Origin of the sequence: Peptoniphilus catoniae, assembly GCF_901447155.2 — a bacterium.
In the GTDB taxonomy this organism is placed as follows: domain Bacteria; phylum Bacillota; class Clostridia; order Tissierellales; family Peptoniphilaceae; genus Peptoniphilus_E; species Peptoniphilus_E catoniae.
Genome location: NZ_LR588413.1, coordinates 138996 through 161574 on the forward strand (window position 1 = coordinate 138996; position 22579 = coordinate 161574).

23 protein-coding genes are annotated in these 22579 nt (G+C 29.8%); 3 read left to right on the forward strand and 20 right to left on the reverse strand.

All coding sequences use genetic code 11. From position 1 onward, the window contains the following. Positions 1-48: 48 nt before the first annotated feature. From pyrR to der, 10 genes are read right to left on the reverse strand one after another with little or no spacing between them, the layout of a single operon-like run. The gene (pyrR, locus tag PEPCATONIAE_RS00880; RefSeq protein ID WP_138158948.1) at positions 49-558 is read right to left on the reverse strand and encodes a bifunctional pyr operon transcriptional regulator/uracil phosphoribosyltransferase PyrR; all 510 of its coding nucleotides are present in this window, start codon (positions 556-558) and stop codon (positions 49-51) included. A 2-nt stretch (positions 559-560) separates the two neighbouring features. Beyond that, positions 561-1439, reverse strand: coding sequence for an RluA family pseudouridine synthase (locus tag PEPCATONIAE_RS00885; protein WP_138158949.1), 879 nt, complete (start codon positions 1437-1439; stop codon positions 561-563). Beyond that, positions 1420-1905: a signal peptidase II gene (gene lspA / locus PEPCATONIAE_RS00890; protein WP_138158951.1), complete on the reverse strand. Its 486-nt coding sequence runs from the start codon at positions 1903-1905 to the stop codon at positions 1420-1422. Before lspA ends, PEPCATONIAE_RS00885 begins: the two co-directional genes overlap by 20 nt. Positions 1906-1918: 13 nt before the next feature. Next, complete coding sequence (locus tag PEPCATONIAE_RS00895; protein WP_138158953.1) at positions 1919-2689, reverse strand: YlmH family RNA-binding protein; 771 nt, start codon at positions 2687-2689, stop codon at positions 1919-1921. Beyond that, entirely contained in the window at positions 2689-3129 is a 441-nt protein-coding gene (locus tag PEPCATONIAE_RS00900) for a cell division protein SepF (protein WP_138158955.1), read from the reverse strand. Before PEPCATONIAE_RS00900 ends, PEPCATONIAE_RS00895 begins: the two co-directional genes overlap by 1 nt. A gap of 9 nt (positions 3130-3138) precedes the next feature. Then, positions 3139-3828 (reverse strand): YggS family pyridoxal phosphate-dependent enzyme, encoded by a 690-nt coding sequence (locus tag PEPCATONIAE_RS00905; protein ID WP_138158956.1) that lies wholly within the window; start codon positions 3826-3828, stop codon positions 3139-3141. Between the two features lie 11 nt (positions 3829-3839). After that, positions 3840-5099 carry a biotin/lipoyl attachment domain-containing protein gene (locus tag PEPCATONIAE_RS00910; protein ID WP_138158958.1) on the reverse strand — a complete coding sequence of 420 codons (1260 nt, stop codon included), beginning with the start codon at positions 5097-5099 and terminating at the stop codon, positions 3840-3842. A gap of 3 nt (positions 5100-5102) precedes the next feature. After that, positions 5103-6107: an NAD(P)H-dependent glycerol-3-phosphate dehydrogenase gene (locus PEPCATONIAE_RS00915; protein WP_138158960.1), complete on the reverse strand. Its 1005-nt coding sequence runs from the start codon at positions 6105-6107 to the stop codon at positions 5103-5105. Continuing rightward, entirely contained in the window at positions 6104-6712 is a 609-nt protein-coding gene (gene plsY / locus PEPCATONIAE_RS00920; protein WP_138158962.1) for a glycerol-3-phosphate 1-O-acyltransferase PlsY, read from the reverse strand. Before plsY ends, PEPCATONIAE_RS00915 begins: the two co-directional genes overlap by 4 nt. After that, positions 6712-8028 carry a ribosome biogenesis GTPase Der gene (der, locus tag PEPCATONIAE_RS00925; protein ID WP_138158964.1) on the reverse strand — a complete coding sequence of 439 codons (1317 nt, stop codon included), beginning with the start codon at positions 8026-8028 and terminating at the stop codon, positions 6712-6714. The genes plsY and der overlap by 1 nt, the downstream gene beginning before the upstream one ends. Positions 8029-8163: 135 nt before the next feature. On the opposite strand from der, the gene PEPCATONIAE_RS00930 reads away from it, so the two are divergent. Then, entirely contained in the window at positions 8164-8895 is a 732-nt protein-coding gene (locus PEPCATONIAE_RS00930) for a threonine/serine exporter family protein (RefSeq protein WP_246060399.1), read from the forward strand. Positions 8896-8909: 14 nt separating this feature from the next. Beyond that, on the forward strand, positions 8910-9359 hold the full coding sequence (locus PEPCATONIAE_RS00935) for a threonine/serine exporter family protein (protein ID WP_138158967.1): 450 nt from the start codon (positions 8910-8912) through the stop codon (positions 9357-9359). A 38-nt stretch (positions 9360-9397) separates the two neighbouring features. On the opposite strand, the gene nifJ is transcribed toward PEPCATONIAE_RS00935, so the two are convergent. From nifJ to spoVG, 5 genes are all read right to left on the reverse strand, one after another. Next, complete coding sequence (gene nifJ, locus PEPCATONIAE_RS00940) at positions 9398-12943, reverse strand: pyruvate:ferredoxin (flavodoxin) oxidoreductase (RefSeq protein ID WP_138158969.1); 3546 nt, start codon at positions 12941-12943, stop codon at positions 9398-9400. Positions 12944-13045: 102 nt separating this feature from the next. Further along, positions 13046-13972 (reverse strand): HPr(Ser) kinase/phosphatase, encoded by a 927-nt coding sequence (hprK, locus tag PEPCATONIAE_RS00945; RefSeq protein ID WP_138158971.1) that lies wholly within the window; start codon positions 13970-13972, stop codon positions 13046-13048. Between the two features lie 137 nt (positions 13973-14109). After that, a complete protein-coding gene (gene uvrC / locus PEPCATONIAE_RS00950) occupies positions 14110-16002 on the reverse strand; it encodes an excinuclease ABC subunit UvrC (protein ID WP_138158973.1) in 1893 nt (630 codons plus the stop codon). A 1-nt stretch (position 16003) separates the two neighbouring features. Further along, positions 16004-17767 (reverse strand): aminopeptidase P family protein, encoded by a 1764-nt coding sequence (locus PEPCATONIAE_RS00955; RefSeq protein WP_138158975.1) that lies wholly within the window; start codon positions 17765-17767, stop codon positions 16004-16006. A gap of 209 nt (positions 17768-17976) precedes the next feature. Next, positions 17977-18261: a septation regulator SpoVG gene (gene spoVG, locus PEPCATONIAE_RS00960; protein ID WP_138158977.1), complete on the reverse strand. Its 285-nt coding sequence runs from the start codon at positions 18259-18261 to the stop codon at positions 17977-17979. 155 nt (positions 18262-18416) lie between these two features. On the opposite strand from spoVG, the gene murC reads away from it, so the two are divergent. After that, positions 18417-19808, forward strand: coding sequence for a UDP-N-acetylmuramate--L-alanine ligase (gene murC, locus PEPCATONIAE_RS00965; RefSeq protein ID WP_138158979.1), 1392 nt, complete (start codon positions 18417-18419; stop codon positions 19806-19808). 29 nt (positions 19809-19837) lie between these two features. Here murC and PEPCATONIAE_RS00970 read toward each other — a convergent pair whose 3' ends face one another. From PEPCATONIAE_RS00970 to PEPCATONIAE_RS00990, 5 genes are all read right to left on the reverse strand, one after another. Next, complete coding sequence (locus PEPCATONIAE_RS00970; protein WP_138158981.1) at positions 19838-20389, reverse strand: DUF6648 family protein; 552 nt, start codon at positions 20387-20389, stop codon at positions 19838-19840. Positions 20390-20499: 110 nt separating this feature from the next. After that, positions 20500-20925, reverse strand: a complete 426-nt coding sequence (locus PEPCATONIAE_RS00975; RefSeq protein ID WP_138158983.1) for a hypothetical protein — start codon at positions 20923-20925, stop codon at positions 20500-20502. Further along, on the reverse strand, positions 20922-21836 hold the full coding sequence (gene mnmL / locus PEPCATONIAE_RS00980) for a tRNA modification radical SAM protein MnmL/YtqA (protein ID WP_138158985.1): 915 nt from the start codon (positions 21834-21836) through the stop codon (positions 20922-20924). Before mnmL ends, PEPCATONIAE_RS00975 begins: the two co-directional genes overlap by 4 nt. After that, positions 21833-22276: a peroxiredoxin gene (locus PEPCATONIAE_RS00985; protein ID WP_138158987.1), complete on the reverse strand. Its 444-nt coding sequence runs from the start codon at positions 22274-22276 to the stop codon at positions 21833-21835. Before PEPCATONIAE_RS00985 ends, mnmL begins: the two co-directional genes overlap by 4 nt. Then, the gene (locus tag PEPCATONIAE_RS00990; RefSeq protein WP_138158989.1) at positions 22266-22577 is read right to left on the reverse strand and encodes a DUF1292 domain-containing protein; all 312 of its coding nucleotides are present in this window, start codon (positions 22575-22577) and stop codon (positions 22266-22268) included. The genes PEPCATONIAE_RS00985 and PEPCATONIAE_RS00990 overlap by 11 nt, the downstream gene beginning before the upstream one ends. Positions 22578-22579: the final 2 nt, after the last annotated feature.

The window sequence follows — 22579 nt, forward strand, 5'->3', positions numbered from 1 at the left end:
ATATGAGTTTTTCTTTCATATGCTTTTGCACAAAGCCAATATTAAATTTTATTTTTCTATATAAACTTGATCTATGCCATCAGTTTCTTCAAGCAAAACAACTACCTTTTCTTCCAGTGATGTAGGTAAATTTTTACCTACAAAATCAGGTCTAATTGGTAGCTCCCTATGCCCTCTATCTATAAGGGTTGCGAGTTGAATTCTTTTGGGCCTTCCTGAAGATGACAAAGCATTTAGAGCCGCCCTTACAGTTCTTCCTGTGAAAAATACGTCATCTACAAGAACTATATTTTTGTTTTCAATAGGAATGTTTATTTTTATATTTTTATCTCTATTTATAATATCATCTCTAAAATTTCTAATATTTATTGAGTAGACCGGAACACTTCCTTCAAGCTTTTCTATTTCTTTGGCAATTCTTTTAGCGAGGTCCTCTCCCCTTCTAATAATTCCTATAATTACAAGCTTGTCGGTACCTTTATTTTTTTCGACTACTTCATTCGATATTCTTAAAATAGATCTGCCCATGGCAGCCTTATCCATAATAATACTTTTCATAATTAAAACCTGCTAATAAATTTTTTAAAACGTATAGGAATTTCATCTTTAAAACTCAATGATTCTCCTGTAATAGGATGCTTGAATTCAAGCTTATAGGAATGGAGCATTTGCTTATCTATATTAAACTTATTCCTATGACCGTAAGTAAGATCTCCTAAAACCGGATGTTTTATATAACTAAAATGAACTCTTATTTGATGGGTCCTGCCAGTTAAAATATTAATTTCTACCAATGAGTAATTGCTAAAAGTTTTTAATAGTTTGTAGGTAGATAAAGCTTCTTTTGAATTTTTATCAGTAACAGTCATGGTTTTTCTGTTTTTAACTGATCTTCCTATAGGCTTATTGATAATTCCAGATGAATTTATTTTACCTTCAACAATAGCTAAATAAGTTTTTTTCACTTCATGATTCTTAAAAGCATTTACCAGATTACTGTAAGCCAGATCTGTTTTCGCTATCACCATTAACCCACTAGTATCTTTATCTAGTCTGTGTACTATACCGGGCCTTAAAGAATCAGAGCCTTTAGCTAAGTGATTAAATTTATACATTAAACCGCTTACCAGCGTAGAATCAAAATTACCAGCCCCAGGGTGAACTATCAAGTTTTGAGGTTTTGAAATTACGGCTAAATTTTCATCTTCATATAAAATCTTAAAGTCAATTTTTTGTGGCTTAAGCATTTTTTCCTCGTCCTCTTCAATGGTTATAATATCACCCAAAGAAAGATTATAGCCAGCCTTTATGGTTTTATCGTTAACCTTAATTTGTCCTGATAAAATTTTTTTCTTTATCTGAGATCTACTAAATTCAACTTTATCTAAGAGATAAATATCTAACCTTATATTATCTTCTTTAGATTTTATTATTTTCATTTTTAACTCTTCTCTCGGGATTGTCATAAAATAAAATCATAATAATGAGTAAAATTGTACCTATTACTATAAAAGAATCTGCGAGATTAAATACAGCAAAATCATAACCGAAAATTCTAACTGAAATAAAGTCAACAACATAATGAAGTCTAATTCTATCTATAAAATTTCCTATAGCTCCCCCAAGAATTAAACCTAAAGATAAATTATACAAAAATGAATTTTGTCGATAGCTTTTTAATATTATAGATAATAAAACCAATATTATAATAATAGTGATAATTATAAATAAAATTCTTCTGTCCTGCATAATTCCAAAAGCTGCTCCTCTATTTTCAAGATAATAAAAGTTAAGAACTTTATCTATTATTACAAGTGGAGGCTTACCTTTTAAAAATTCCACGACTAGGTGTTTTGAAATTTGGTCTATCAGTATTAAAATTGCAGAAAAAATTATTACTCCCATTCTTCCTCCGTTATTATTTTGGAATTTTTATTTTTACGATGTATTTATCTTTCTTAGATCTTCCTATAATTTCATCAAAATAAATTCTTCCGAATTTTTTAACAGAAATAAGATCTCCTTCCTTTACATTAAAAGAGATCTTATTTTCCATTTTAAAATTAACTTTTACCTTATCTGATTTAATAAATTCACTAACATTGGATCTAGATAGATTAAGGGCCGAAGATAAAAATACATCCAGTCTTAATGATGAAATTATAATTACTTTATTTAAATATTGCAGTTCAGGCTCTATAAACTCCCTATACTTATATTTAATATTATATCGAGATACTTTCTCCAGATTAGTTTTTACAAAATCAAACAACTCTTTCCTAATAAATATATAAAAGAAACTGTCATCTACTACAATATCTCCTACTTTATTTCTATCTATTCCAAGACCCATAAGAGCACCAAGAATATCTTTGTGATTGATTTTGAAATTACTTTCATAACTTAAGACAGAAATATCATTTTTGTCTATTCCGCAAAGATAAGAAGGATATATATAAATAACCTGTCTTTCAGCGTTACTATACCCTCCGTTTATTTCATAAGAAATTTCACTAAATCTATTTAAAATACTTTTTGCTATTTCAATTTCATAAGGATCTAAAAAATCAGTAGAAACGGAAATATGACGATTAGCCGCTATCTCAATTTTATCTATAACTCTTCTTGCAGATAAAATTTTACTTTCATCAGTTATATAACCGAGCAAGTCCTCTTTATTTAACTTCATTACCAAGGAAACATTCCGGTATTTTTAAGTTCTTCTTTCAAACCATCAATTTCTACGTTTTTAGGTGCAAGAATAAAAATATCCTTATTTACTTTCTGAATTTTTCCATCAACTGCATACAAAGCTCCACTTACAAAGTCAAATATTTGTCTTTTAACATCCAGGTCTAACTGTTCAAAATTCAAAACTATAGATTTGCTAGCTCTTAAATCATCAACAATTTTTGGAGACTCTTCATATGATAAAGGTTCATGAACTGCAATTATCATATCAGCTGCGCTTAATGTATTTGTGCTTTGTTTTTTTGACTTAGGTGTTCTGACAGATTGCTCTTCTATTGCAGCATCTTCAATGTATTCACCTTCTGTATAATCATCATAATCATCGTACTCATCAGAAAAACCAAAAACTTTTTTAACCTTGTTCATAAATTCCGCCATAATATCCTCCTAATAATAATTTCTTTTACCAAAAATTTTAGTTCCTACCCTTATCATATTAGATCCCTCTTCAATGGCAATTTTAAAATCCCCACTCATACCCATTGAAAGATAGGCCATGTCTATTTCCTTGTAATTCATCTTTTTAATTTCTTCTCTAATATTATACAAGTTTCTAAAACAAGTTCTTATAACTTCCTCATTATCGGTTAAAGGCGCCATTCCCATAAGCCCTTTTACTTTTATATTATCAAAATCTATGGATTTTTCAATAAAAGGCATTATTTTTAAAGGGTCTACTCCTCCTTTTTGAGGTTCTTTCGATATATTGACTTGAATTAGTACATTAGCTTTAATATCATCTTTCTTTGATCTTTTATCTATTTCCGATAAAAGTTTTAAGTTATCCACAGATTGTATTAAAACCACTTTATCATAGATATATTTTACCTTATTTGTTTGCAAATTTCCAATCATATGGAAATTTATATCATTTGGAAGTTTAGGAATTTTTTCTTTAAGTTCCTGTACTTTGTTTTCTCCAAAATCCCTTATTCCTAAATTATAAGCTTCCATAATTTCTTCAATTGAATGCATTTTTGAAACTGCAATAAGCTTAACATCTTGAGAGTAGGCACTTCTTTTTTTTGCATCTTCTATTTCTTCAAATACTTTATTAATATTATCTTTTATAGTCATAACAGCCCCATTTAATTTAAAACTTCAGATTCATTTACCTGTTTAGGATTTAATACAATTGAATCATTAATAGATATAGTTCTGTATCTTTTATTTGATATAGTTATATAAGAATTTTTATCTCCTTTTGAAATATAACTTGAATTATCTAAAGGATGTATAACCTTTATAGGAACGAACCTTACTAAACCGTGTATTTCTTGAACATAAACTCCAAATAAATCATCTCTTTTTACAATAGTAGACTTAGGAATTTCAAAACATTTCTCCTCTCTAAGTATCAGATTAAAATCATTAATTCTTTTTTTATAGACAGCATCAAATAAGTCATCTATAAAAAGTATTATAACGGATCCTGAATCGGAATTATTTATTTTAACTATTTTTGACTTCGCCATATTGTTTTTATCAAATTCTATAGTTAGATAATCTCCTACTTTCGGATCCCCAACATCTTTTAAAGATTCAACAGCTAGAGCGATGTAGTAATTATCATTTTCTATTAGCTTAAATAAAGGGTCATCTTTTTCAATTCTAGTAACGGTCTTATTTTCCCTTATTTGTGAATTTTTGATCAAATAATTATAGGTGAACTTGTCTAAATCTTCAGGTTTATATTTATTTTCTAGATTATCTATTAAAAAAGAAACAACAGCGGAATTCTCACTTTTATAAGTTATATTACTCCTACTTATTTGCTCTAAAAGCTCTTTTTTTCTAGCCTCTAAAGCCTCTTTAGAATAATCTAAAAGCTCAGAAAGTTCAGAAATACTTACGCTTTTTTGTGAAGATATATCCAAATCATTTATATCTGCTATAGCTTTTGATAAGTTTTTATTTTTAAGGTCGTTTTGCAATTCTTTTAAGCTCAAATTATTATCAGTATCAACTTCTTCTTCGGAAATACCTTGAGTTTTATATGATAAAGCAGCATTAACTTTTATCAAATCGTCTTTTAGACCGGATGTATCATTCATAAGGTTAATACTTGCAACTTCAAATCCTACAGGGACCTTTTGACCCTCGCTGGCATTAAAAATAGTTATCCCGCTACCTTCTGCTTTGTATACTTTTTCTTTAAATATATTATATCCCTTAACTACTTTTGTTTTTCTATAGGTCGTATAAGTCGGAAATATAGTTTTATAATCCTTGTATAGCCTTCCTGTTATAGATCTGCTTACAAAAAATAAAAAAACAAAAGCTATTAACGTAAACACAAAGATTCTTCCATTTTTTTTCATTTTTCTGGTGTTTTTCAAATATACCACCTGTTATTCTAAAAATATTTCTTCAATTTCCTCTTTATAGGCTCTTGTCATTAGACTGCTAACTGCTATTCTGGGATTAAATCCTTCATATAAAACTTGATAAAGTTTTTCTGTAATAGGCATTATTACATTATATTTTTTGGAAAGTGCATAGGCGGATTTTGTTGTTTTTATTCCTTCTACAACCTGACCTATTTTCTTATTTACTTCATCTACAGTATGACCTTCACCAATTAGAATCCCGGCTCTTCTGTTTCTTGAATACATACTTGTGCAAGTAACAATAAGATCTCCAATGCCTGCTAACCCATTAAATGTATGGGGATTAGCTCCAAGTGCAAGACCAAGTTTACTGATTTCATATATTCCTCTTGTGGCTAAAGCCGCTTTAGTATTATCTCCAAAGCCTAATCCATCGCACATACCTGCAGCAAGAGCTATTACATTTTTAAGAGAACCGCTTATTTCTACTCCTATTAAATCATCGTTAGTATACACTCTAAAATTTTCAGTAGCAAATGCTTCCTGAACTTTTTTTGCAATTTGATGATTTTTAGAAGAAACTGTAACTGCTGTTGGTATATCTTTTGCTACTTCTTCCGCGTGAGATGGACCTGAGAGAGATACAAATACATTATTTGGTAATATATCTTCTACAATTTCAGAAACTCTTTCTAAAGTATCCACCTCTATTCCTTTTGCAAGATTTACTATAATTGTATCTTCATTAATATCAGGTTTAATCTCTGATAATAATGGTCTTATGGAATTAGTAGGCACTCCTAAAACTAACATTTCAATATTAGAAATAGCTTCTCTAATATTATTAGTAGCTATTAATTCTCCTAAATCTACTTGAGGCAAATATTTAGAGTTTCTATGATTTTTATTTATATCTTCAACTACCTTTTTATCCCTAATGTAAAAGTTAATCTCATGTCCTTTAAATTTTAAAAGTCTTGCTATAGCTGTTCCCCAGCTTCCCCCACCAAGTAATGAAATTTTCATTTCCTTTTCACTCCTATTTTGTTTTCTCTACCTTCTATTAATCTATAAAGATTTGTATTGTGCCTAAATATACCTAGGGATGCTATTATTATTAATATAATATATGTAAAATCGCTATAATTTCCAAAAAGTGTATATAAAAAAACGATGCTTATATAAAAAGACATTGATCCCACTGATACAATTTTTGTTAAAATCACTACCACAATCCAAATTATCACTCCATAAAGAGTTAAATAAAAATTAATTACTGCAAGAGTACCTATAGTAGTAGCTACTCCCTTTCCACCCTTGAAATTCATATGAAAGGGAAAGTCGTGTCCAAGAACACAAAATAAAGCACATAAGATTAAAAAATCACAACTGGGATTAAGAATAATCTTTACTAATGAAATATTTATAAATCCCTTCAAAAAATCAATAATGAAGGTGGCAATTCCAAATTTTTTGCCAAAGGTTCTCATAGCGTTTGTAGTACCGGCATTTCCACTTCCAAATTTCCTTATGTCTTTATTTAAAAATATTTTACCGATTAAATAAGAGCCGGATATGGACCCTATAAGATAGGATAGGGCTAGAAAAATTGCAAGACTTGGTAATGACATTATTTTTCTCCCCTATTCTTTAAACTTATAACTATAGGACTACCTTCAAAACCAAAATACTCCCTAATTTGATTTTCCAAATACCTTATATATGAAAAATGAAATAAATTTTTATCATTTACCGATAGAGAAAAATGTGGAGGCCTAACTGAAACTTGAGATCCATAGTATAATTTTCCTCTTTTTCCTTTATCAGATGGAGGTTGATTAGAAAGTACCGCTCTATTTAATATATCATTTAATACACCCGTTTTAATTCTATGATTGTAGTTGTTGTTAACCACAGATATAGTATCTAAAAGAGAATCAATTCTCTGACCTGTAAGTGCAGATACATAAACTATAGGTGAGTAATTTATAAAAGGCAGTCTTTTCCTTATATCAGACTCAAAATTTTTCATAGTGGAATTATCTTTAGTTAATAAATCCCATTTATTTACTGCAACAATTATAGCCTTTTTATTATCATGAGCATAGCCTACAATTTTAGCGTCTTGTTCTGAAACTCCTTCAGCGGCATCTATAACTAACACTACAACACTAGATCTTTCAATAGCCGTAAGTGTTCTTATAACTGAATATCTCTCTATAGATTCATCAATTTTCTTTTTTTTCCTAAGTCCTGCCGTATCGACAAATGTAAACTCTTCACCATTTCTTGTAAATTTTGAGTCTATAGCATCCCTAGTAGTGCCGGGTATATCAGTAACAATAGACCTATCCTCTCCTATAATTTTGTTAATTAAAGATGATTTTCCAACATTAGGTTTTCCTATAAAGCTTACCCTAATAGAATCATCAAAGTCTTCTCCCATTTGTATAGGAAAATCTTTTATTACTTCATCAAGTAAATCTCCGATTCCGGTACCTTGTTCGGAACTTATAATAATAGGATTATCAAACCCGAGTTCAAAAAAATCATAGTAGTTTTCTTTAGCAGCCTTAGAATCAAATTTATTTATTGCTAAAATAATTTTTTTATTAGACTTTCTTAAATAATTCGCAGCTTCTCTATCAGTAGGGGAAACACCTCTTACGCCATCTGTAAGAAAAATAATAACATCTGACATATCAAGGGCCAAGTCTACTTGTTCTTTTATATTAATGGTAAAAATATCGTCATCTTTAAGATCGAGGCCTCCTGTATCCACTAGCAAAAAAGGTCTATTTAGCCAAGAGGCTTCTGAATAAATTCTATCTCTGGTAACTCCAGGCTTATCTTCAGTTATTGAAATCTTTTTACCTGTTATTTTATTAAAAAGAGTGGATTTGCCTACATTTGGAGTTCCTATTATAGAAACTATCGGTTTTTTCAAAGTATCACCTCTTTATAGATTTTCGTACTTAATTATATCAAAATGGCTATTCACTTTCAATTTTAATAAGCAATATAGTATAATATATGCATTATGGAAAGATTTTTAAAGAATACCGAAGAAGTGAAAAAAATAATGAATCTAGCGCTTTATGCGGGTACCTTACAAATTATTTCAGGTGCGGAGATATATAGAGCTGAAAATACCATTGAAAGAATCTGCGAAAGTTGCGTTAATATAAGAAATATTGAAACCTTTGTACTTCCTTCAGCTGTTTTTCTATCTGTTGAATACCAAGGAAAAACTTTATCCAGCTTTAGAAAAGTTCCTCCATCTTCCATTAATCTTGAAAACATAGATAGAATTAATACTTTTTCAAGAAATTTTGTTGATGGCAAATATTCTATTGATAACTCGATAGCAATGTTAAATGAGATTAGAGATTTTAACAAAAATAATATTATTAAAAATATAATTGCATCAGGATGTGCCGGTTCATTTTTTTGTCTAGTTTTCGGAGGAACTGCTAAGGACTTTCTGCCTGCTTTTATTATAACTGCAATTATGTCAATTGCTGTAAAAAGCCTTAAAGTTTTTAAATTCAGTTTTGTAGTTGATAATTTTATAGGTGCTTTTATTGTAAGTTTTCTTGCGATATTTTTTAATCGTTTTAATTTTGGTCAAAATGTAGCCTCTATTATTATTGGGGCGATTATGATTTTGCTTCCTGGGTTTATATTTACAAACTCTATTAGAGATATTATGAGTGAAGATTATTTGTCCGGCCTTATAGGGCTTACTAAAGCTATATTTATTGCTTTTTTCATAGCCATGGGAGTAGGTAGTGCACTTAAAATCTTAAGATAGTCAGGTGATTATAAATGTATTACATATATCAATTCATAATTGTTTTCTTTGCAACAATAGGCTTTAATTTGCACTTTAATTGTCCAAGAAGAGCCATAATTATTACGTCAATACTTTCAGCATTAGTATGGTGCCTTTTTAAATTTATTATAATAAATTATGGTAACTATCCTTTTGCAAGTTTTATATCTGCTTTAGTTTTAGGATTATCTGGAGAATTTCTTGCAAGGCTTATAAAAAAGCCTGCAACAATTTCTATTATTCCCGGTCTTATACCTATGGTGCCTGGAGCCGGTATATATTATGCCATGTATTACTTTATCTATGGAGATTATGGTGAATCTGCCAATCATGCTATTAATACTTTGTGGATATCTATTTATTTAGCTCTTGGGATTTTTTCCTCCTTTGCAATAACAAAAGTTTTTACTACTTTAAAATCAAATAAAAAAAATAAGCTTTAAGATAATCTTAAAGCTTATTTTTTATTTAAATTTAGTTTTTATTCAAAATCTGAATGATCAAGAGATTCCATTCTTAAATAACTGTCGTATCTTTCTTTTGCATCCTTTTCTGCAAGTTCAAATAATTCTTCTGCCTTTTCAGGTTGAAGTTTCTTAAGAGAAGTATATCTTACCTCCCCATCAAGGAATTCTCTATAAGGTCTTGTAGGTGCTTTTGAATCAAGGATAAATGGATTCTTTCCTTCTTTCTTTAAATCAGGATTATATCTGTATAGATGCCAGTATCCAGACTCTACAGCTTTCTTTTCTTCTTCTACAGAGAAGCCCATTCCTCGTTTGATACCATGTGATATACAAGGTGCGTAGCAGATTATAAGTGATGGACCATTATATGCTTCAGCTTCTTTCATAACTTTAAGAGCATGATTCATATCAGCTCCAATTGCTATTTGAGCTACATATACATAGCCGTATGTTGTAGCTATTAATCCAAGGTCTTTTTTCTTTACCTTTTTGCCTGCCGCAGCGAATTGTGCAATTGCTGCTGTAGGTGTTGCCTTAGATGCTTGGCCTCCTGTATTTGAATATATTTCAGTATCAAGTACCATTATATTCAAATTTTCACCTGATGCAAGTACGTGGTCAAGTCCACCGTATCCTATATCATATGCCCAACCGTCTCCTCCTACTAGCCATTGTGTCTTTTTGATTAAGAAAGTCTTCAAGACTAGAATTTCGTCAATTATTTCATCTGCATCCTTGTTGCCTGTTTTCTTTTCAAGAAGAGGTAGCATTTTACCAGTCATTTCCTTAGAGGTTTTATAATCATCTAAATTTTCAATCCAAGTTTTAAACAAATCATTTAACTCTGAATTTAGATTTAGATTAATAAAATCTTCCATTAAGATTTTTATTTTTTCCCTGTTTTGTGTTTGAGCGGCAGCCATGCCGAATCCGTATTCAGCATTATCTTCAAACAATGAATTTCCCCATGAAGGACCATTTCCATTGCTATCCATACAATATGGCATTGAAGGCATTGAAGCACCCCAAATTGAACTACATCCTGTAGCGTTTGCTAGGTTTAATCTTTCTCCAAAAAGTTGAGTTAGAAGTTTAACATATGGAGTTTCTCCGCAACCTGCACACGCTCCTGAAAATTCAAGATATGGTTGATGGAATTGTGAATTTTTAACTGTATTTGTTTCAAAGTTTTCTTGTTTTGAAGATACTGTCATTGCATAATTCCAATTTTCTGATTGAGTTTCATACTCTTCTTCAAAAGGAGTCATTACAAGTGCCTTTTCTTTTGCAGGACATACTTGAGCACAGTTTCCACATCCTGTGCAATCAAGAGGTGAAATTTGCATCCTATATTGATATTCTGTAGCGCCTTTTCCCTTTCCATTTACAGTTTCAAATGTTTCAGGAGCTTTTTCTTTTTCCTCGTCATTTAATAGGAAAGGTCTTATAACTGCGTGAGGACAAACTAAAGAACATCTGTTACATTGGATACAGTTTTCTTTTTTCCACTTAGGTACATTTACTGCTATACCTCTTTTTTCATACTTGGATGTTCCATTAGGGAATTTTCCATCCACATAATCAACTAATTTTGAAACAGGTAGACTATTTCCTTCTTGTCTGTTTATAGGAATTAACATTTCGTTAATAAATTTAGGCGCTCCTTCAATTAAATGATTTTCATTAACTGTAAGGTTTTTCCAAGATTCAGGAACAGTTACCTTGTGAAGAGATTCAATACCTGCATCTACAGCCTTGTAATTCATATTGACAACATTGTCTCCCTTAGCACCATAATCATCAACTATAGCTTTTTTCAAATACTTAACAGCTTCATCAATAGGAAGTACTTCTGCAAGTTTAAAGAAAGCTGATTGCATTACCATATTTGTTCTTCCGCCAAGTCCTATATCAGCAGCTATTTTAGTAGCGTTTATTGTATAAAATTCTATTTCGTTTTCAGCAATATATTTCTTTAAGCTGTTTGGTAAATGTTCTTCTAATTCACTTTCTGACCATAAGGTGTTAAGTAGGAATTTACCACCTTTTCTAAGCCCTTTTAAAAGATCATAGTTGTTTACATAAGATTGTTTTGAACATGAAATAAAGTCAGCTTCAGAAATTAGGTATGTTGAAGTTATTCTATTGTGACCAAATCTTAAGTGAGAAATAGTTACACCACCTGATTTTTTAGAGTCATAATCAAAATATCCTTGAGCATACATATCGGTATTATCTCCGATAATTTTAATTGCTGATTTATTAGCTCCAACTGTACCATCAGATCCGAATCCCCAGAATTTACATCTTATAGTTCCTTCAGGTTCTGTTCTTACTTCAGGTCCTACATCTATTGAAAGATTAGTAACATCATCTATTATTCCAAGTGTAAAGTTGGATTTTAAATCTTTGTCATCGAGATGATCAAACACGGCAATTATTGAAGCAGGTCCTGTATTCTTTGAGCCTAGGCCATATCTTCCTCCAATAATTAGTGGAGCATTTTCTTTACCATAGTACAAATCTCTTACATCAAGGTATAGAGGTTCTCCTATTGATCCTTTTTCTTTGGTCCTATCAAGTACAGCTATTTTCTTTACTGTCTTAGGCATACTTTCAAAGAAATGCTTCTTTGAAAAAGGTCTGTATAAATGTACTTTAAGTACTCCAACTTTTTCTCCTTTGTCCGCCAAGTAATCTACAGCTTCTTCAATTGTTTCTGTAACCGAACCCATTGCAACTATAACTTTTTCTGCATCTTCTGCACCATAATAGTTAAATAAACCATAGTTCTTTTTTGTTAATGAAGATACTTTCTTCATATAGTCATCAACTATATCAACTACATTTTCATAATAAGTATTTGAAGCCTCTACAGCTTGGAAATAGATATCTGGGTTTTGAGCAGTACCTACAGTTTTAGGATTATATGGGTTCATTGCTCTTGCTTTAAATTCTTTTATTGCATCCTTATCTACTAAATTTTTAAGATCATTATAATCGAGAACTTCGATCTTTTGAATTTCGTGTGAAGTTCTAAATCCATCAAAGAAGTGTAGAAAAGGAACTCTTCCTTTTATAGCTGATAAGTGAGCAACTGCTGCCATGTCCATAGACTCTTGAACAGATCCTGAAGCTAATAAAGCAAATCCTGTTGCACGAGTTGCCATTACGTCTTGATGGTCACCAAAAATACTTAATGCGTGTAATGCTAAAGAGCGAGCGGCAACGTGAAATACTGCAGGCAAAAGTTCTCCGGCAATTTTATACATATTCGGAATCATAAGCAACAAACCTTGAGACGCTGTAAATGTTGAAGTTATAGAACCTGCTTGTAAGGCTCCGTGTACTGCGCCTGCAGCTCCGGCTTCTGATTGTAATTCTTTTACCATTACCTCTTGACCAAAAATGTTCTTTCTGCCATGTGCTGCCCATGCATCAACGTGTTCTGCCATCGGAGAGGATGGAGTGATAGGATATATACATGCCATATCGGAAAAAGCATAAGCAACATGTGCAGCTGCTTCATTTCCATCCATTGTTTTAAAAAATTTTCCCATAAAAACCTCCCATTATTTTTATTAATCTTACGATTATAATTATAATTCTACATTGTGCAAAAATCAAATTTCACATTTTAATTAAATAAAGCTTTAATATAATTATTCATGATTTCCTTTGTTATTTAAAATTTTACGATTTAATTCTAATGCTGCATTATAACCTATTTCATTTTGTTTATAACTTTTTGTTGCAACCTCTACAACAAGGGCATTTTGTCTTCCGGGTTTAACCGGTAAAGTATATTTTACGATTTTTTTCCCAAGGATTTCTTCATAATGTCTATCAATTCCGAGTCTCTCATACTCTTTATGATCTTCCCATTTTTCCAAATGGGCTATCATTTCAATTTCCTTACTTTCCATAACATAGCCCACCCCGAACATGCTTTGAACATCAATAATACCAACTCCTCTTATTTCCATAAAATACCTTGTAAGATCAGGAGATGTCCCTATGAGACTATCACCAAATTTTTTTACTATTACAGTATCGTCTGATATTAATTTCGAGCCTTTAGATATTAAATCCAAAGCTGTTTCAGATTTTCCGATTCCGCTATCTCCTGTAATTAAAACTCCAACCCCATAAATATCAAGAAGTACTCCATGAACTCTTATAACAGGAGCAAGTTCATATTCGAAATAGTTTTTAAACTTTGTGCTAAAGTTAAAAAAATTTTCTCTAGTTCTAAAAACGCTTACATTCTTTTTTTTAGCATACTCTATTACTTCTTCAAATATATAATTATCGGATATAAAAATTATTGCCGGAATTTTATAACTTGAAAAAAGCTCCATGATTTTAAATCTGTCTTCGCTTTTTTTCTCATTTATAAAATACCATTCTTGCTGGTCTATAATTAGTATTTTATTTGACGCCAGCTCCAAATGATGCCCTACCATTTGCAGACCGGGCTTATTTAGGTTTGAAGATATAATCCTTACATCTTCATAATCTGAAGATAAATAGACAGTTTCAAGTTTTAAGCTTTCAACTATTTTCTTTAGTTTAATGCTATCATGCATGGAAATCCTCACTTTAATATAACTGTGCTTTATTAAACTGACAATGCAGAAAATAATTTGTCAATTACCATAAATTATTGACAGTATATATAATATATTAAAATTGAAAAAAATACAAAAAAATTATCAAATAAGCTCTAATAATGATAATCGTTTGAGTTGTTTATGTTATTATCCATATCTTGATTTTTTATATTTCTAAAATAATTATATATTGATTCAGCAGATCTTACATTCATAGACTTAACTTCTAAAAGTTCATCAATAGATGCAGACTTGATTCGATCTATAGAATTAAAATGCTGCATAAGATCGCTTTTTCTCTTTGGACCTATATTATCTATTCCGTCAAGTTCGGATTTAAATATATTCTGAGATCTTCTAGATCTATGATAATTAATAGCGAACCTGTGAGCTTCTTCCTGAATTCTATATATCATTTTATATACCTGAGATGCTACATTCATGTTATATTCTTTATTTTTATATATAATTCCTCTTGTTGTGTGGAAGTCATCTTTTACAAGACCGCAAACTTCTATATCAAGATTTAATTTATCTAATACAGATTTAGCTATATTTATTTGACCCTTTCCACCGTCCATCATTATTAAATCAGGAAGTTTTGAAAAAGAAGATTCTATATTAAATTTCTTTTCATTTATTCCCCTTGTAAATCTTCTAGTAAGAACTTCTTTTAATGATTCATAATCATTAGGACCATTAACACTCTTAATTTTAAATTTTCTATAATCACTTTTTTTGGCTATTCCATTTTCAAATACCACCATAGAACCAACTGATTCTATTCCGTAAGTATTAGATATGTCATAAGCCTCTATTCTTTCTGGATACTTAGGCAAATTTATAATATTTTGCAGTTGCTTTAAAGTATCTATATTATTTTTAAGTCTATTTTTATATCTATCCCCATATTTATTAAGCATATCCAAGGCATTTTTCTTTACCATATTAAGAAGATCTTTTTTTTCTCCTCTTTGGGGCACTGTTATTTTTACCTTTCCTTCTCTTTTTTCAGACAAGAACTTTTGTAAAATTTCCAATTCTTCAGGCTCTGATTCTATAACTATCTCCTTAGGTATAAAGGCTAATCCGCCATAAAACTGCTTTATAAAAGCATTAGCAAGTTTAGGAGCATCATTATTAAAGTAATCTTTTAAAAAATAATGTTCCCTTCCGATTATTTTTCCTGCTCTAATAAAAAATACTTGTACTAGAATTTCTTCTATACCTCTTGCCATAGCAATAACGTCTCTATTTTCCATAATATCGGTATTGGAAATAATTTGTTTTTCATTAAGAAGTTTAAGATAAACTATATCATCTCTTATTGAAGCTGCTTTTTCAAAATCTAATTTTTCGGAGAAATCTCTCATTTCTTTCTCTAGCTTTTTAATAATATTAGTATCCTTGCCTGATAAAAACCTTCTTATTTCTTCAATCATTTCATCATAAGTTTTATCATCGACATTTCCCTGACATGGTGCCATGCATTTACCTATAAAATAGTTCAAACATGGTCTATATTTTCCGTCAGGATTTTCTAAATTAAGTGAACATGTCCTTAATTTATAATTTTTTTCAAATAACTTAAGAACTTCATTTACAGCTCCAACAGCAGGATAAGGCCCAAAATATTCGGAATCATCCTTTAAAATTTTTCTAGTTTTTAAAACTCTTGGATACCTTTCGTTTACTATCTTTATATATGGGTACTGTTTGTCATCCCTTAAAATAATATTATATTTAGGATGATTATCCTTAATAAGATTACTTTCTAGAATCAACGATTCCATTTCATTCTCTACAATAATATATTCAAAATCATGAATATGCTCCACCATTGATTTTACTTTTGCATTTGAGTTGGCATAGCTACCGAAGTATTGCCTAACCCTCTTTTTTAAAGATTTTGCTTTTCCTATATATATTATATTGTCATTTTTATCTTTCATTAAATAAACTCCCGGGAGATCCGGAAGTTTATTTAATTTATCTTCTAAATTCAAATTATTCACCTATTGCTTTTGTAACTTCTTTTAACCATTTCTTTTCTTCAGTTTCAAGATATGGAGACAATTTTTCAAATACCATTTTGTGGTAGGAGTTTAACTTTTCAATTTCTTCTTTAGTTAAATATTTTACATCTATTGCATCTATATCAATAGGAGCTAATGATATTGTATTAAGCTTTAGAAAGGTTCCGCTTTCATTTTTAAAGGTTTCAACTACTTCAACTATATTTTCAATCCTGATTCCGTGCTTTCCTTCTTTGTATATACCAGGTTCATTTGAAAATATCATTCCAACTTTTACTTCATTTACTGTAGATCTTGGACCTACAGTTGGAGGGGTTTCGTGTACTCCAAGAAGATATCCAACTCCATGACCTGTACCACATTTATAATCGTATCCTATACTCCATATCGGATTTCTTGCTATTGAATCCAGTTGAATGTCCTTAGTCCCTTTCAGAAAAACTAAATCCATTAGACTTAAATGAGACTTTAAGACGTAGCTAAAGTCCTTTATCTCTTCTTCAGTTAAGTCTCCAAGAGATATAGTTCTTGTAATATCAGTTGTACCATCAAGATATTGTCCGCCTGAATCAACTAAATAAAGTCCTTTAGGTTCAAGTTTTGAGTTTTTTTCTCTACTTGCCGTATAGTGCATCATAGCTGCATTAGATCCGTAAGCTGATATAGTATCAAAGCTACCCTCTAAAAATCCTTCTTGTTCTTTTCTTAGACCATATAACTTTTCAGACACTTCAAATTCATTTAAATTTTCTATATCCGCTTTTTTCTTTAGCCAATAAATATATTTTGTTAAGGCAACTCCATCTTTTAAATAAGCATTTTTTTGATTTTCTATTTCAACATTATTTTTTATAGATTTTAGACTTGCACTTATATCATTTCCCTTAACTATAATGTTACTTTCATTAATTGAAGCATATAATTTTCTATTTATTTTTTTATCATTCACATATATTTTCTTATTTTTATAAAGTTTTACATATTCAAAGATTTCATCATATTCCCTTATTATAGAAAACTTTTCAAGATATGATTTGACTTTATCATCAAGTTTACTATTGTCTACAAATAAATAAGCCTTGTCTTCTTCTATTATTGCGTAAGAAATAACCACTGGTGTATTTTTAATATCTCTAGCTCTTATATTAAAAATCCATGCTATATCATCAAGACTATTGAGTATAGTAAGATCCGCTTCTTTCTCTAAAAGTATTTTCCTTATTTCATTTATTTTTTCCTCTGAACTTTTACCTGAGTACTTAATATCATGAATAAATATTTTAGAATCACTTAAGGCAGGTCTGTCTTTCCATAGGTCATAAATTAAATCCACGTCCTCTATTATTATATTTTTACTATTAAGTAGATTTTTTAAATCTTCAAAATCTTTTTCTATATAATAGTTTGCATTAAGGCCTATTTTTGAACCATCTTTTAAATTATTAGAAAGATATTCGTTAATAGTGGGATAGCCCTCTATTCCCATTTTCATGAGCTTAAATCCAAAATTTTTAATTTCATTTTCAGCCTGAATAAAATATCTTCCGTCAGTCCATAAAAAAGCCTCATCTAAAGTTATTAATGCAGTGCCTGCTGATCCTGTAAATCCCGTTACAAACTTTCTTTCCTTATAATATTCAGGTAAATACTCTGAACCATGAGGGTCAAGAGTTGGAATAATATAAGCACTAAGTCCCAACTTTTTCATTTTACTTCTTAAATCATCTAATATCATTTTATCATCTCCATAAAAATCACTATTTTATTTTAATTATAATTAAAATAAACTAAATAAAAAAACACTTAAACTAAATAAAAAAACACTTAAATAGATAAGTGTTTTTTAAATTACCTGAATTTAGATTTGACTCTCCAAAAACAAGCGAGAATAACTTATAGGCTCAACTAAGCTAGACATACAAAGCAAACTTAGTAAAAATAACGTTATTCAGCTTCGCCTTTTTCGCTTTCTTCTTGGACTATTTCTTCATATTTAGCAAACACAGCATCCTCTACTAATTTTCTAGTTTCAGAATTAATAGGATGTGCAATATCTCTAAATTCTCCGTTAGGTAGCTTTCTACTAGGCATAGCAATAAAAAGTGATTCAGCACCTTCTATAATTTTAATATCATGGATAACAATTTGATCATCAAAAGTAACTGAAACAATAGCTTTCATTTTGCCTTCATCTGGCAACTTTCTAATTCTAACATCGGTAATATTCACTTGCTCATCCCTCCTCTAGTTAAGTATATTATACTATATTATTAAATAAATTGTATATCTTTTTTTTGATAATTATTTTTATCTTAATATTAGGATAAAAAGCTTTTTCTTGACATGAATGGTATAATTGTTTTTAGAAAAAATAAGGAGGAAGTATGTTTGATTTAAATATAGATAAACATATATATAAACATGTTCACTTTATAGGGATCGGCGGAATTTCAATGAGCGGTTTAGCTACAATTATGTATAGGGAAGGCTATGAAGTTTCGGGTTCCGATATTAATATAGGAAAAACTACTAAAAGTCTTGAAAAATTAGGGATTAAAATATACCATGAACATTCTCCCGAAAATATCATCGGAGCTGATTTAATTGTATATACGGATGCTGTGAATTTAGAGAATATAGAATTAAAAACAGCTATTAAAAATAAAGTTGATGTAATAGATAGAGCCAGCTTTTTAAATTCAATTATGTCTAATTATGAAGTGTCTATTGCTGTTTCAGGTACACACGGAAAGACCACAACGACATCAATGCTTTCAGAAATAATTATAAATTTGGATTCTAATCCAACAATTCTTTTAGGCGGTCAACTTGATGATATAGGTGGAAATATAAAATTTGGAGACAGAAAGCTTTTCTTAACTGAGGCTTGTGAATACAAAGCAAACATATTAAAGTACTTTCCAACCACTGCCATAGTATTAAATATTGATGAAGATCACCTTGATTATTTTGACAATATTGATCATATAATAAGAACCTTTCAAGGATACGCTAAAAATTTAAATAAAGAAGATAAGCTTATTTTAAATATAGATGATAAAAACACCAGTAGCCTAGAGAATATTGATAACACAAATGTTATAAGTATCGCAATTAATAAACATGCAGACTATATGGCTAAAAATATAAGATACTCTGATGAAGGCTATCCTGTTTATGATTTATATTCTAGAGATGAATTTATAGATGTAGTTAATCTTAAAATCTTAGGATATCACAACATATATAATTCCCTTGCTGCTATTGCAGCTGCAGCTGAAAACAATATTTCTTATGAAAAAATATTAAAAGGTATTGAGTCTTACAAAGGGGTTCATAGAAGACTTGAAAATAAAGGATTATATAAAGGAGCAAGAATAATTGATGATTATGCCCATCATCCAACTGAAATCAAAGCTTCCCTAAGTGCAATAAAAAAGTCTGTAGATAATAAGCTGTATTGTATTTTTCAGCCTCATACTTTCACTAGGACTAAACTGCTACTTGATTCATTTGCCAAATCTTTTACTGATGCAGATAAGATTATAATTACCGACATATATTCAGCTCGTGAAAAAGATTATGGAGATATCCATTCAAAGACCTTATGTGAATCTATAGTTAAAAATGGGCAAGATTCAATTTATATAGAAAAATTTGAAGATATTGTTAAATATCTTAGTAAAACTCTTGAACCTGGTGATGTTCTTATTACTATGGGTGCTGGAGATGTTTATAAAATTGGAGATATTCTTCTTGACAACAAAAAGCTTTGATCATTTGATCAAAGCTTTTAATATCTCTTTTAATATCTTTCGTTAATATAATCTTCTATCAAGGATTTTCTTATGCCCGAACTGAATATTCCATTTTCTTTAAGTATCTGAAGCAATCGTTCTGATTTTGAATGAAAAATTGCTTCTTTTTTATCTTCAAGAACTATCTCATACAATCTATTTTTTAAAGAATTAGAGTCACATTTTATAAAATACGAACTTACATTTTCAAAATTAATTAATTTCAGTATAGATAGTATAGATCCATCTTTTTGATTATAGAATTTGCTTCCTAAATTCAAATAATAATTGTAATATCTGGAATGTTTTTTACTATTTCTAACCTCTTTAGCTAACATTTTATAATATTTAGCCATACCGTTGTAGTATTGATAGTTATACATTCCTTTTTCATAGGAGTCTATCTTTAAGAAGGGTCTCGCATTTTCAGAAATCATATAGTCATAATTATATTGCAGAAATTCTCTTTTTGTAATATCTCCATTGTTGTATTGCATAATCAAATATGATCTTCTTTCAAAAAATCTTTCAAATAGACCATCTTTTCTTATAAAACTCACATATAACACCTAATTCTGAGCAAGTAATTCAGCTAAAATCGGTAAAACCATTAACAAAGCTAAAAATATAGCAATAATCTTAACAACACCTTTATTATTCATAATACCACCTATTCAGCTGTAATTTCAATTGCATTATTCTTTAGTGAATCAGGGAATTCACTTAAAATATAATCAATATTAACATAAATTTCTTTAGTTGAAGCGCCTTCAACTTTTTCAAGCTTATTCTTTAAAAACTCTAAGTCCTCAGGTCTTAATTTAACTATCTTATAAATACCGTCTATATATATTTTTTCTAAATCATAATCCATTGCCATTAACCCGCAAATAAACCCATAAAAAGATTCCTTATCATTTAATCTGTAATTATCTGCATTGATTAGTCTTACATTGTAATCCAAACTAAAAATATGATCATCATCAAATTCTACAAATGCAATATTTCCATTTCCGCTTTTAATATCTTCATTTGCATTATCGATAAGCCATTTTGTTTTTCCTACACCTTTTGCTCCTAAGATATACTTAATCATTTTTTATCAATCCTTTCAATATATTCACCCTGACAGAAATTAGAGTCTTTCATAATCTTCTCAATATCATCACGAATTTTCCACCAAGAAGTATTCCAATTACAAAACAAACTATTTTCCTCAGGTGCTCTGCCAATTAGTCTTTGAACAACAATATTTTTATCTAAATGCTGTAAAAATAATATAACTCTTTCTTTATACTCTTCGAGAGTTATAATTTGAAATTCTTTATTCTTATACATTAACCCTAATTTAGTATTTTCAAGGACATACAAGGCATGTAATTTTACCTCTTCAACATTGAGTGCGTTTAATAAATGTGCTGTTTCTATATTATCATCAAAATCATCAAAAGGTAAATTCAAAATAACATGAGCACATACCCTAAGACCTCTTTTATGGCACCTTATTACAGCATCAACAAATTCTGCAACTCCATGTCCTCTATTTATTTTTTTTAAGGTTCTATAATTTGCAGTTTGTAGTCCAAGCTCAAGAGTTACCATAAAATTTTTATTGATTTCATAAAGAAAATCCAAATATTTGTCAGGTAAACAATCAGGTCTTGTGGAAATAGATACGCCAACTACATCATCAAGAAGGCATTCTTCTATGTTATTTTTAAATTTTTCAAAATCTAAATAAGTATTAGTAAAATTTTGAAAATATGCAATGTATTTTTTGGCCTTGTATTTTTCCGAAATAATCTTTTTACTCTCTTCAAGCTGTTGTGTTATAGTTCCGAATTTATTTTCGAAGCTGCCGCCTTCTTCACCGCAAAAAATACAACCTCCATAACCTAATTTACCATCTCTATTAGGACAGGTTAGACCATCTATCTTAATAGGCAGTTTATATACCTTTTCTCCAAAATTTTTTTTAAGAAAGTTTGAATATTTATTATAAATCATAGTGATTTTAAATATTCAAGAACTTCTTTTGGATGGGTTTTACCATCGACTTTTCTAAATTCCTTAATAAGATTCGAATCTTTGTCAAAAACAAAAGTTGATCTTATAGTTTTAATGACATCCTTGCCATACATTTTAGCAGGCTTTAATACTTCATAGTTTTCGTGAACTTCTCTTTCAGGATCAGATAAAAGCTCAAAAGGCAAATTTTGTTTTTCTTTAAATTTAATATGAGAGCCTATTGTATCTTTGCTTATGCCCACTATTTCTGCATCTAAATTTTTAAACTCATCATAAAGGTCTGCGAAACCATTTGCTTCAATTGTGCAAACAGAAGTATTGTCTTTCGGGTAAAAGTACAAAACTAGATATTTACCCTTATAACTTTCAAGAGTTTTTTCTGTTCCGTCTGTAGATTGTAGCTTAAAATCAGTTTTCATTTAATTCACCTTCTTCAAAATATATTTCTTCAAAAACATCTAAAACTTTATTAAGTTCTTCCTTATTTTCGATGTTTTCAAGTTCTATTTCATCATCGTCAAGCTCTTTGTATTCATAGAAAAAAACTTCATCGGGATCTCCATCTTCATCAACAAGTGCAATATAAGATTTGTCCTCCAGGTCAAATATGTCTAAAACAACTAATTCAGCCTCTGTGCCATCTTCGAAAGTAAGATTTATAGTCTCAGGTTCCATTTCGTCATTTAGATATTCTAAATCTTTTAAATCATCTTTGTTCATAA

Coding starts and splice junctions, on each gene's coding strand:
- pyrR (WP_138158948.1), bottom strand. CDS start 558: ATGAAAAGTATTATTATGGATAAGGCTGCCATGGGCAGATCTATTTTA.
- PEPCATONIAE_RS00885 (WP_138158949.1), bottom strand. CDS start 1,439: ATGAAAATAATAAAATCTAAAGAAGATAATATAAGGTTAGATATTTAT.
- lspA (WP_138158951.1), bottom strand. CDS start 1,905: ATGGGAGTAATAATTTTTTCTGCAATTTTAATACTGATAGACCAAATT.
- PEPCATONIAE_RS00895 (WP_138158953.1), bottom strand. CDS start 2,689: ATGAAGTTAAATAAAGAGGACTTGCTCGGTTATATAACTGATGAAAGT.
- PEPCATONIAE_RS00900 (WP_138158955.1), bottom strand. CDS start 3,129: ATGGCGGAATTTATGAACAAGGTTAAAAAAGTTTTTGGTTTTTCTGAT.
- PEPCATONIAE_RS00905 (WP_138158956.1), bottom strand. CDS start 3,828: ATGACTATAAAAGATAATATTAATAAAGTATTTGAAGAAATAGAAGAT.
- PEPCATONIAE_RS00915 (WP_138158960.1), bottom strand. CDS start 6,107: ATGAAAATTTCATTACTTGGTGGGGGAAGCTGGGGAACAGCTATAGCA.
- plsY (WP_138158962.1), bottom strand. CDS start 6,712: ATGTCATTACCAAGTCTTGCAATTTTTCTAGCCCTATCCTATCTTATA.
- PEPCATONIAE_RS00930 (WP_246060399.1), top strand. CDS start 8,164: ATGAATCTAGCGCTTTATGCGGGTACCTTACAAATTATTTCAGGTGCG.
- PEPCATONIAE_RS00935 (WP_138158967.1), top strand. CDS start 8,910: ATGTATTACATATATCAATTCATAATTGTTTTCTTTGCAACAATAGGC.
- nifJ (WP_138158969.1), bottom strand. CDS start 12,943: ATGGGAAAATTTTTTAAAACAATGGATGGAAATGAAGCAGCTGCACAT.
- hprK (WP_138158971.1), bottom strand. CDS start 13,972: ATGCATGATAGCATTAAACTAAAGAAAATAGTTGAAAGCTTAAAACTT.
- PEPCATONIAE_RS00955 (WP_138158975.1), bottom strand. CDS start 17,767: ATGATATTAGATGATTTAAGAAGTAAAATGAAAAAGTTGGGACTTAGT.
- murC (WP_138158979.1), top strand. CDS start 18,417: ATGTTTGATTTAAATATAGATAAACATATATATAAACATGTTCACTTT.
- PEPCATONIAE_RS00975 (WP_138158983.1), bottom strand. CDS start 20,925: ATGATTAAGTATATCTTAGGAGCAAAAGGTGTAGGAAAAACAAAATGG.
- mnmL (WP_138158985.1), bottom strand. CDS start 21,836: ATGATTTATAATAAATATTCAAACTTTCTTAAAAAAAATTTTGGAGAA.
- PEPCATONIAE_RS00985 (WP_138158987.1), bottom strand. CDS start 22,276: ATGAAAACTGATTTTAAGCTACAATCTACAGACGGAACAGAAAAAACT.
- PEPCATONIAE_RS00990 (WP_138158989.1), bottom strand. CDS start 22,577: ATGAACAAAGATGATTTAAAAGATTTAGAATATCTAAATGACGAAATG.